The following is a 9,624-nucleotide window of genomic DNA, read 5'->3' on the forward strand; positions in this document are numbered from 1 at the left end:
GTCGTCTTGATTTTGCTGTTTCTGCCGTCCAGATGCCCAACAGGCCGGACTATGGGATCCGAGGGCCAATTGGTCGTTGATCCCTGTCAAAGCGGAGTGGATGGCTGCGGTCTTTTTCTACTGTCAGGAATCTCTGTTAGGGTAGGGCTCTTGTTCGGCGGTTATGCCGGCATCGCGGAAGAGTGAGCCATGGTTGGTCATATTGCAGCGCTGCAGACCTCCGGAACCGCCAGTTCGGGGGGGACGTCCCTGAAGCTTGAGCCGGGAACGGAAGTTCAGGCGAAGGTCGTCGAGAGCCGACCCGACAATGTCCTGCGTCTTGCGGTGAGCAAGGAAACGATCGAGGTCAAGGCAAGTGCGCCCCTGCCCAAAGGCACGGACGTGACCGTGAAGGTCTCCGGGGATGCCAAGCAGCCGCAAATCCAGATTACGCCGTCAGTGCCGTCCTCAGACACTGGTGCGCCTCAGTCGGGGGCAGGGCCGCGCACCGCGCCATCACAAGCGTTGGTGTCTCCGGCAAACACGACGGCGCAGGTGCCAGACGCCGCTCGTCCGCAATCAAGCCTGTTACCGGCGACTGCGAAAGCGCCTACACCAGGTGTTCAGGCACAAATTGCAAGGCCAATCCAGGTGCCGTTGCTGAACGTCAATTTGCAAGGCGCTGTCAACGACGCACCCATATCAAGTCAGGTGTCGACAGGTGCCGGCAGTTCATCCGGACAGGGTACCGGGACGCCGATTGCCGGTGGCCCGACACCCGGCGCTGCATCCACGGCCGCCTCATCCTCTGCTCAAGGCGGTCAGGCGCCGCCACCGGCGCAGGCCGGAACGCCTGCGACTGGAGCGCCGTCCCAGCAGTCGCTTAACGCGCCGACGTCGACCCCATCAACTGTCTCCCCGCCCTCGACCAATCAGCCTGCTGCTCAAAGTCTGGCGACCGGGGCTCCGTCTGCACCCACGGCCACTCCTGCAAATGCGGGCAGCGCATTGCCTTTGGGCAGCGGAAATACAGCATCTTCTGCATCGGCGACGGGCTCGGCCCCGACGCCCACGGGCAGTGCGAGCGTTGCGCAACAGGGTGTGCCGAATGGTGCGCCTCTTTCATCCGGCACGTCTCAAACCGTTGCACCGCAGACAGGAACTTTGCCTTCGGGCGCACAGGCAGTTCCGTTGAATGCAAACGCGGGGGCCCAGGCTGTTTCGGCCAATGCGACTGGAACGGGTCCTGCATCGCCCGCTGGCGGAGCCATCGCCGGACAAGCACCAACGATTGCCAATCCCGTGGGGCAACCGGCCCAATTTGGCGGGGCCACGCCAGCGGCCAGCTCGACTTCTGCGCCACAGGGTCAGGCGGCGCCTCAAGTTCAGGTTGGATCTGGGGCGTCTTTGCAGGCAGGAACTACAGCTGCGCAAGGAGCGTCGCCTGCCGCTTCAGGTGCGGGCATTGGCGCACAGGCGAGCGTGGCCCTGGGGTCAGGCCAGTCTACCCCCGTGTCTGTCAATTCTTCTGCCACTTCCGGAACGCCTGCTGTTCCTCAAGGAATGGTGGCTGGTGGCACATCCACGGCGATGAAGATACCGGCGCAGATTGCCGGAAAGATCGAGACTGCGTATCCGCAGAGCTTTTCGGGCGGTGTTTCGACCACTGCCACTGGCCGCCCGCCTGTTACACAGCAGCTGACGGACATTGCCGCGAAATTGAGCCCGGCCCTGGAAAGCCAGCAGGCGTCGCTCTCGGGGGTCTTCGGCCAGATGTCTTCCCTGTCGGCGGCCAGCAGTGTGGGCAAGGTATCCTTGCCCGAACCGCTTCAGAGGGTGATGCAACAGCTACTCGGAATGCGCCTTGGGAATGGCGGAGCACCTGAGGGGACCGATGTCGCCAAGGCGGTGCGGACGTCAGGTCTGCTCGCCGAAAATACTCAGGCGAGCGGCGCCAGGACGGGGGCAGGGGACTTGAAGGTTCTGCTTGGCCAGATGCGCGGTCTTCTGGAAGGCCTCGGTGTGAAAAGCCTGCCGGCAAAGCCGCTGACGCAGCCCCCGCTGCCGAGCGTTCGAAACATGCCGGCAGGCCAGGCGCAGATTGCGGGAACGTCTTCGACTGACGTGATGGAGGAGGGTGAGGACCCCAAGATCCTCCTGACCCGGCTGATGCGTGAAACGGACAGTGCCTTGTCGCGTATCCGGTTGAGCCAGATGGCCAGTCGCGGGCTTGGTGGCGATGAGCCGACAACGCATCAGTCTTCGCAGACACGTCCCATGGATGTGGTCATGGATCTGCCGCTGGCTGTCGGTCAGGAAACCGCTGTCCTTCAGATGCAGATCGGCCGGGATCCGGAACATGACAGCGGCGAGGACGGCGAAGACAAGGCCTGGAGGCTTCGCTTTGGCCTGGACCTGACTGCGACAGGGCCTTTGGAAGCGGCGGTCAGCCTTCGTGGCGGCGGGACCTTTGTCAGCCTTTGGGTGGAGCGCGAGGATACGCATCGCAATCTCGGTGCCCAGCACGAAACCATCGAAGCAGCCTTTGCTGACGCGGGGCTTGATTTGCAGGAATTGCGCCTGATCCGTGGGTTGCCAATCCGGGTTAAGAGCGCTGCCGGTGCAAGGGTGGACCGCCAGTCATGAGCAAGGAAAAGGATCCCTCCAAGAAGATTGCTGTTGCCCTTTCCTATGATGGCGAGAGTGCTCCGGTCGTCAGCGCCAAGGGCGCGGGGTCGGCGGCCGAGCGAATCGAGGATATCGCCCGCGAGGCCGGCGTTCCCATCGAAAACAATCCGATGATGGCCGAAGCCCTCTCGCAGATTGAAATCGATCAGGAGATTCCGATGGAGCTCTATCAGGCCGTCGCGGTTCTGATCGGCTTCATCATGCGCACGGGCGAGGCGCAGAACCCGGTCGAGTGAGTGCGCATTTCCGCGCGTTCCCGCCCGGGTAGTGGCGAGTAAGCCCTTGCAGCCCGGCAAATTCCCGATTAGGCATCTGGTCAACGGATTGTATTGCCCGCGCCCTGCTTTTATACGGAAGCAAAGGCCCGCACGTGGCAAAGCACTAGCGAACAGGATTTAGAAGGCATGACGCTTGTCGAAGCACGCACCCCCGATCCGAAGAAATTCATCAAGGGAGCGACCGGCGACTGGGAAATCGTGATTGGCATGGAAGTCCATGCCCAGGTCACTTCCCAGTCGAAACTGTTTTCCGGAGCGTCGACCGAATTCGGCAATGACCCGAATGACAACGTCAGTCTCGTCGACGCGGCCATGCCTGGCATGCTGCCCGTGATCAACGAGGAATGCGTGCGCCAGGCGATCCGCACCGGCCTCGGTCTCAAGGCAGAGATCAATCTGAAGTCGGTGTTCGACCGGAAGAACTATTTCTATCCGGATTTGCCACAGGGCTACCAGATCTCACAGTTCAAACAGCCGATCGTTGGCGAGGGCATCATCTATCTGGATATGCCGGAAGAGCGCGTCGAGATTGGCGTCGAGCGTCTGCACCTGGAGCAGGACGCTGGTAAATCCCTGCATGACCAGCATCCGTCCATGTCGTTCGTTGATCTGAACCGCTCCGGTGTGGCTCTTATGGAGATTGTCTCCAAGCCGGACATTCGCTCGTCCGACGAGGCAAGAGCCTATCTTACGAAACTGCGGACCATCTTGCGCTATCTGGGCACTTGCGATGGCAACATGGACCAGGGCTCCATGCGCGCAGACGTCAACGTTTCAGTGCGTCGTCCCGGCGAAGGCTTTGGGACGCGTTGCGAGATCAAGAACGTCAACTCGATCCGGTTTGTCGGTCAGGCGATCGAATATGAAGCACGTCGCCAGATGGCAATCCTGGAAGACGGCGGCACCATCGATCAGGAAACACGCCTGTTCGATGCGGCCAAGGGTGAGACACGGTCCATGCGGTCCAAGGAAGAAGCGCACGACTACCGCTACTTCCCGGATCCGGATCTTCTGCCGCTCGAGTTTACCCAGGCCTTCGTGGACGATCTCGCCAAGGATCTGCCGGAATTGCCGGATGAAAAGAAAGCCCGTTTTGTCCAGGACTGGGGCCTGACACCCTATGACGCAGATGTTCTCGTGTCCGAGAAAGTCTCGGCAGACTTCTTTGAGGAGGTTGCCAACGGTCGGGACGCAAAACTTGCGGCCAACTGGGTGATCAACGAGCTCTTCGGCCGTTTGAACAAGGAAGGCCTTGAGCTTGGCACCAGCCCGGTTTCGGCTGCCCAGCTCGGCGGCATCGTCGATCTTATCAAGGCAGGCACCATTTCCGGCAAGATTGCCAAGGATCTCTTCGAGATCGTCTGGACCGAGGGCGGCGACCCGGCCCAAATCGTCGAAGACCGCGGCATGAAGCAGGTCACCGATCTGGGTGCGATTGAAACCGTCGTCGACGAGATCATGGCCGCCAACCCGGACAAGGTCGAACAGGCCAAGGAAAAGCCGAACCTCGTCGGCTGGTTCGTTGGCCAGGTGATGAAGGCCTCGAAGGGTAAGGCCAACCCTCAGGCGGTCAGCGACATGCTGAAACAGAAGATCGGCGTGGAGTAAGCTCCCCAGCCGGTTCCGAACGACATGACGCCCTGCAGGAAACTGCGGGGCGTTTTTTGTTTAGGAAGTGGGTGAGGATCAGCAGGAGACGCCGCCCCACGCTACTGCCGAATGCGAGTTGGGGGGCGATCAGGTTTGGAGCAGCGCTTGCTTTGCACCCCGCATTTCCTTCGTCACCCCGGACGGAGGCTTTGTCGCAGATCCGGGGGCGGTGAGCCGCGGTGTCGGATTGCCTCCCATCAAGCCCTTGGCTCTCCGGTGCCGTCATAGCCGTTTTATTCGCGTTGACGATGTGTTTTTGCCTTCCGGCTGTGTTTTCGCGTTTCGATGGGCTAAACCCATTGGAGGTTTTCATAGTTCCCGATTCCAGATGCAGCCGGCCAGCCAAAACTCCGCAGATCAGACTTCTTCTACGGCTCCCTTTTTCGCCCGGCCCGTGGATGTCTGGCTGATTGTGGCACTTTGGGGCCTGTCGCACATGGTGCTGCGTGGACTGTCGACCCCGGTCCTCGGCACGGACGACATGTTCGAGAATATTCTGGTGCAGCAGCTGTCGGCCGGCTACATGCTGCGCCAGCCGCCGCTTTATGAGTGGCTCTTGTGGAGCGTTCAGCAGGTCGCCGGGCCGACAATCTGGAGCTTTCTCGGCCTGAAGTACGGGCTGATCTCGATTTCGGCGCTTTTCCTGTTCCTGATTGCACGCCGTGCAATCGCGGACCCGAGGCTGGCCGCCCTTTGTGTCTTTTCCTATTCTCTGTTCTATCAGTTCGGATGGAACCTTCATGAAGGCGTGACCCATACGGTCGTTCTGGTCACGGCCTGCTCGGCGAGCGTTTGGGCGTTTCTGCGGGCTCTGGAAACGCGTTCACTCATCCGCTACGCGATCTTTGGCCTGGCCGTCGGGGCAGGGCTTCTGGCCAAACACTCCTATCCCTTGTTTGTCCTGGCGCTTCTTCTTGCCTGCCTGAGCGATCGCGCCTGGCGGCCGAGATTGCGCCCCGCTGGGCTTTTGCTGGCGCTCGTGGTTGCCCTGCTTGTCTATAGCCCCTTCCTGGCGTGGGTCCTGACGGAGGGACGAGCTCTTTTGGGCGACGCGGCCGTGACCATGGGACTGCGCTCCGAGACGAGCCATCTGATGCGCGCAGGCGAGGGGCTTGGAAAGCTTGGCTTTGCCCTGATCGGATTTTCAGTGCCACTGGTGCCAGTGTTGGCGCTTTTGTTCTGGCAAAGGCTGTTCGGCAAGATGGTCCCGGCAGAGGCCCGCGTGAATGATGTCGCGCGCCTGTGTGGCCGCACAGTGCTGGTCATGATCGCTCTGACAGCGCTGCTGATCATCTGGACTGGGGCAACCTACGTCAAAGAGCGGCACATGCATCCACTGCTGCTTCTGCTGCCGATCTGGCTGTTTGCCGATCTTGCCCGCTTTGAGGCGGGGCGCCGCTGGCGCTGGCTTGCGGTGATCATAATGGCCTTCGCAGTTGTAGCCATTCTGGCAAGGGTCCCGGGGTTCATCGCTCCGGACAGAATCATGTGCGGTGGCAAATGCCGGCACATGAAGCCCTATGCGGGCATTCAGTCGGAGCTTGCCCGGATGGGAGCCGCAGATGCGACGCTCGCTGCCGGCGATGATTACACTGCTGGCAATTTGCGTGTTCTGTTCCCACACGCGCATGTTCTCAGTGACACCTGGCCGGGGCCTGACGAGCGCCGTGACCTTTGTCTCTATGTGTGGGAAGCGGGTGACAATGCACCGGAGAAGAGCGCAAGTGAGGCCTTTGTGTCCCATCGGAAACTTGCCAGCGTTCCCGATGCGCCGGGCCGGTACCTTTCGGCCAACTGGCCCCATCTGTGGAAGGAAGAAGGCTGGCGAACCACCTGGTGGGGCGTCCAGCCCCTGCCGCCAGACGATCCCCTGTGCCGCTGATACCTCAAACGACGAAAGTTCCAATGTCGATCGATATTTCCATTGAGAAGGCCCGCGCGGAGCATCTGCCGGAGATCCTGTCCCTGTTGATTGCCGGTGCTGTCGGTGCCCGTGTCGGGCAGGAGACAGATGATGTCGAGGCCTACCGGCCTGCCTTTGACGCCATTCTGGCGGCACCCGAAATGGATGTCTACGTTGCGCTTGATGCGGGCGGTGTGGTGCTCGGCACCTATCAGATCCACTTCATGAAGGGATTGGCTTTCCGCGGTCGCTCGCGGGTGGAGCTGGAGAGCGTTCATACACGGGCCGACATGCGCGGGCAGGGGATCGGCGCTGCGATGATGGCCCATGCGGAAGAGCTCGCCCGACGTGCGAATGCCGGTCTGATGCAGCTGACCTCGAACGCGGTGCGCACCGACGCCCATCGGTTTTATGATCGGCTGGGGTTTGCCCAAAGCCATCTGGGTTTCAAGAAAATGTTGTGAGGCCCTTTGGCACCCAGTGCCTTCTGTTTGGCCAGTCGCAGCGCTGAGCCTTCAGGGCCAGGTGTCTGAGCCAGCCTGTGCACCTCAAATGCTGTCGTAGCCTAGTTGGCGCGGCGCCAGGTCTCCTCTTCGCAGACCTTGAAAAGAACGCGCACGCAGCCTTCAAGGTTCAGCGTGTCCCTGGTCTTTTTCGTGACGGTTGCTTCCGCGCTGAAACCGCGACGCGGGTCATAGATCCGCCCGACCCAACGCTCGCCCTTGGGTTTCAGGCGCCAAAGGACGGTCAGGCCAAGGATCTTGCGGCTTTTCTTGGCCTGGTCCTTGTTGTTGAAATCCCGCGTCGTGTGAAGACTGTATCCGGGAGGGGGGCTGAAGGCGACGATCTTGCCGCAAGGGGCCGAGCCGCAGGACGTGATCTCAATCGTCGCGCCGTCCGGCGTTCTCCACTTGCCATTGATGTCAGGCGCTGCGGAGCCCGGCGTCATGGGCAATCCGAGAAAGAGGGCCATGACGGCTGACGGCAACAGGGCAGCACGGCTTCGTCGGCGCTGCCCCTTTGTCATTTTCAAGAAAGAACCGGTCATGTGTCTCCCCGCCACAGTCTGCGTTCCTTTATTCATCGCAGAAAATGCGTCGACAGGATGACAGGGCGAGCAGTTGACTACCTGATCCGCGTCCAGGTCTCGCCCTTGCAGATCAATCCGCCCATGACGCAGCCTTCCAGTTTCATCTTGTTGGCCGAGGGCATTTCAATGAAACCGGTATAGGTCTTGCCGTCCTCGGCATTATAGACCTTGCCTTTCCACTGGTTGGTCTTGCCGGTCGGTTTCATGGACCGGACGATCTGAACGCCAAGGAGCGGCCGGGTCCGTTTGGCCGGATCCGGATTGGCGGTGTCGTTGCGCGGGCTCTTCAGCCAGATCAGTTTTCCGCACAGGGCATTGCCACAGGCGCTGATCCGGATTTTCGAGGTACCGCTCGGACGGGCCCATTCTCCTGTCGCGTCGGCGGCCAGTGCCGATGTCGCGCCGCCCATCACAAGCGTTGCCGCGATCACCAGCGGCGTCAGCCAGGTCTTTGTCATTCTGTCCTCCCAAGACGTTTCCGTTTACGGAAAGGTAATCTAGCCATCGGGCGCAATGCTGGAAAGCCGTGTCGTTGCGTCAACAGTGCAATTTTCTGAGTGGAGGGGCGTTTCAAGCTTCGCGCAAGGCGCGGGCGTCAAGCTTTGAGGGTGGTCTGAAAAACAACGGATAAAATCTCCAATTCATCGTCATGGTAAGCAAAAGGTTTCATCGGTCATGCCGGTTTGAATCAAATGTCACTGAAAACGCGTTGTTATTCGCTCTGCCATGATTACTGCTTCGTGAATTTTATATTCGCTTAAATCTTTGTTCGGTCTTCGTTAATTTAAAAATTTAACGACGCCTTTAACTGATCTTCGCAAGATGAAGTCATCAAACACGGCGTCATTTGGCGCTTTTGATTTGGGAATGCCGAAACGGCAAACATATAACGGGGAGAGCATCATGGCTCGATTTGAAATCTACTCGGCCGACATGGCCATCATGGGCGAACAGCCTGCAAGTGCCGACATTCTGTTTCAGATGGGTCTGGACAGTGCCAGTGGCCGTCATGGCGCCACGGACCTTGTGACCGCCCACAAGTGGTTCAACATTGCCGCTCTCAAGGGCAGCACGGACGCTGCACGTTACCGCAAGGAAATTTCCTGCGAGATGACATCTTCCGAGATTGCCGAAGCACAGCGCTCTGCGCGCGAATGGCTGTCAATGCATTGAGTGCGGCGCGCCGGCTGACCGGCCACCGCTCGTCGGAACCATTCTAACCACGGCGCATTTTGCTCGCGCCGTGGTCCCTTCCTGCATTTTTTGAACCACCTGCTTGAATGATGTGCCGCAGCTGCGCTGCTTGGCCAGTGATTTGCTCAACCGTCTTGTGCCTGAATTTCCGGGCAAAGCGCTCGGGTGAGCGCCGGATCTGCCGTCTCGTGTTTTCCAAACAGGCGAAGCGGTCTTCCTCAATTCTTTATCCCATATCCATGGTCCGTGTCCGGGCAGGGCAGAGTGCATCGCACCTGCGCCCGAGTGTGGGATCGCTCGCAAGGGCATGCAAGACAAAGATCCACAGGCTTGTGGGATCAAAGCTCTTGCAATCCATGTCATATCAGGTATCAGAGGCGAACCGGAGAGGTGGCCGAGTGGTCGAAGGCGCTCCCCTGCTAAGGGAGTAAACCAGCGATGGTTTCGAGGGTTCGAATCCCTTCCTCTCCGCCACTTTCTCAAAAATCGCATTCTTTCCAGCAAGTTGCTGGATTTAAAGAACTTTAAACCGCTGTTTTGGTACACAACGGTGGTCCATACATGGTTCTGAGAATGTCACGTCCTGTTCGCCACAAAACAACCGGAATTTACCAGTTCCGAAAACGCGTCCCTGACGATCTCCGGCAGGTCATTGGGAAAAGTGAAGTGAAGGTCTCCTTGAAGACCCGTGATCCAGCTGAATGAACCGCCCCGGGTTTGCCGGAGGCTGTTTGGTTTAAGTTATGCTGCCACCGCCGGTTGATCCTGCGTGGCGTAGTATCGTTCCTCCGCTTCAGCCGGAGGGATGTTTCCTATGGTCTCCAGAAGACGCCGGTGATTGA

At 59.6% G+C, this 9,624-nt stretch carries 9 protein-coding genes and 1 tRNA gene; 8 read left to right on the plus strand and 2 right to left on the minus strand.

The window, feature by feature from the left end; translation table 11 throughout:
* Positions 1 to 189 precede the first annotated feature (189 nt).
* The 5 genes from ABJZ52_RS01585 (at position 190) to ABJZ52_RS01605 (ending at position 6,962) form a co-directional block, all read left to right on the plus strand.
* The gene (locus ABJZ52_RS01585) at positions 190 to 2,625 is read left to right on the plus strand and encodes a flagellar hook-length control protein FliK (RefSeq protein ID WP_348189112.1); all 2,436 of its coding nucleotides are present in this window, start codon (positions 190 to 192) and stop codon (positions 2,623 to 2,625) included.
* Positions 2,622 to 2,903, plus strand: a complete 282-nt coding sequence (locus ABJZ52_RS01590; protein ID WP_348189114.1) for an EscU/YscU/HrcU family type III secretion system export apparatus switch protein — start codon at positions 2,622 to 2,624, stop codon at positions 2,901 to 2,903. The genes ABJZ52_RS01585 and ABJZ52_RS01590 overlap by 4 nt, the downstream gene beginning before the upstream one ends.
* A gap of 168 nt (positions 2,904 to 3,071) precedes the next feature.
* Complete coding sequence (gatB, locus tag ABJZ52_RS01595) at positions 3,072 to 4,553, plus strand: Asp-tRNA(Asn)/Glu-tRNA(Gln) amidotransferase subunit GatB (protein ID WP_348189116.1); 1,482 nt, start codon at positions 3,072 to 3,074, stop codon at positions 4,551 to 4,553.
* Positions 4,554 to 4,923: 370 nt separating this feature from the next.
* Complete coding sequence (locus tag ABJZ52_RS01600) at positions 4,924 to 6,477, plus strand: glycosyltransferase family 39 protein (RefSeq protein ID WP_348189118.1); 1,554 nt, start codon at positions 4,924 to 4,926, stop codon at positions 6,475 to 6,477.
* A gap of 23 nt (positions 6,478 to 6,500) precedes the next feature.
* Entirely contained in the window at positions 6,501 to 6,962 is a 462-nt protein-coding gene (locus tag ABJZ52_RS01605) for a GNAT family N-acetyltransferase (protein WP_348189120.1), read from the plus strand.
* Between the two features lie 101 nt (positions 6,963 to 7,063).
* On the opposite strand, the gene ABJZ52_RS01610 is transcribed toward ABJZ52_RS01605, so the two are convergent.
* Positions 7,064 to 7,546: a DUF2147 domain-containing protein gene (locus ABJZ52_RS01610; protein ID WP_348189122.1), complete on the minus strand. Its 483-nt coding sequence runs from the start codon at positions 7,544 to 7,546 to the stop codon at positions 7,064 to 7,066.
* A 77-nt stretch (positions 7,547 to 7,623) separates the two neighbouring features.
* Positions 7,624 to 8,046 (minus strand): DUF2147 domain-containing protein, encoded by a 423-nt coding sequence (locus ABJZ52_RS01615; protein ID WP_348189124.1) that lies wholly within the window; start codon positions 8,044 to 8,046, stop codon positions 7,624 to 7,626.
* A 445-nt stretch (positions 8,047 to 8,491) separates the two neighbouring features.
* On the opposite strand from ABJZ52_RS01615, the gene ABJZ52_RS01620 reads away from it, so the two are divergent.
* The 3 genes from ABJZ52_RS01620 to ABJZ52_RS01630 all read left to right on the plus strand — a co-directional run bounded on the left by ABJZ52_RS01620 (position 8,492) and on the right by ABJZ52_RS01630 (position 9,487).
* A complete protein-coding gene (locus ABJZ52_RS01620) occupies positions 8,492 to 8,761 on the plus strand; it encodes a hypothetical protein (protein WP_348189126.1) in 270 nt (89 codons plus the stop codon).
* Between the two features lie 405 nt (positions 8,762 to 9,166).
* A tRNA-Ser gene (locus tag ABJZ52_RS01625) sits at positions 9,167 to 9,256 on the plus strand.
* Positions 9,257 to 9,355: 99 nt separating this feature from the next.
* Complete coding sequence (locus ABJZ52_RS01630; RefSeq protein ID WP_348189128.1) at positions 9,356 to 9,487, plus strand: DUF6538 domain-containing protein; 132 nt, start codon at positions 9,356 to 9,358, stop codon at positions 9,485 to 9,487.
* Positions 9,488 to 9,624: the final 137 nt, after the last annotated feature.

The sequence above is a fragment of the Roseibium sp. genome, from assembly GCF_039982295.1.
In the GTDB taxonomy this organism is placed as follows: Bacteria; Pseudomonadota; Alphaproteobacteria; order Rhizobiales; family Stappiaceae; genus Roseibium.

Excerpts from the sequence above, each read along its gene's own strand:
- ABJZ52_RS01585 (WP_348189112.1), top strand. The coding sequence starts at position 190 with ATGGTTGGTCATATTGCAGCGCTGCAGACCTCCGGAACCGCCAGTTCG.
- ABJZ52_RS01590 (WP_348189114.1), top strand. The coding sequence starts at position 2,622 with ATGAGCAAGGAAAAGGATCCCTCCAAGAAGATTGCTGTTGCCCTTTCC.
- gatB (WP_348189116.1), top strand. The coding sequence starts at position 3,072 with ATGACGCTTGTCGAAGCACGCACCCCCGATCCGAAGAAATTCATCAAG.
- ABJZ52_RS01600 (WP_348189118.1), top strand. The coding sequence starts at position 4,924 with ATGCAGCCGGCCAGCCAAAACTCCGCAGATCAGACTTCTTCTACGGCT.
- ABJZ52_RS01605 (WP_348189120.1), top strand. The coding sequence starts at position 6,501 with ATGTCGATCGATATTTCCATTGAGAAGGCCCGCGCGGAGCATCTGCCG.
- ABJZ52_RS01610 (WP_348189122.1), bottom strand. The coding sequence starts at position 7,546 with ATGACCGGTTCTTTCTTGAAAATGACAAAGGGGCAGCGCCGACGAAGC.
- ABJZ52_RS01615 (WP_348189124.1), bottom strand. The coding sequence starts at position 8,046 with ATGACAAAGACCTGGCTGACGCCGCTGGTGATCGCGGCAACGCTTGTG.
- ABJZ52_RS01620 (WP_348189126.1), top strand. The coding sequence starts at position 8,492 with ATGGCTCGATTTGAAATCTACTCGGCCGACATGGCCATCATGGGCGAA.
- ABJZ52_RS01630 (WP_348189128.1), top strand. The coding sequence starts at position 9,356 with ATGTCACGTCCTGTTCGCCACAAAACAACCGGAATTTACCAGTTCCGA.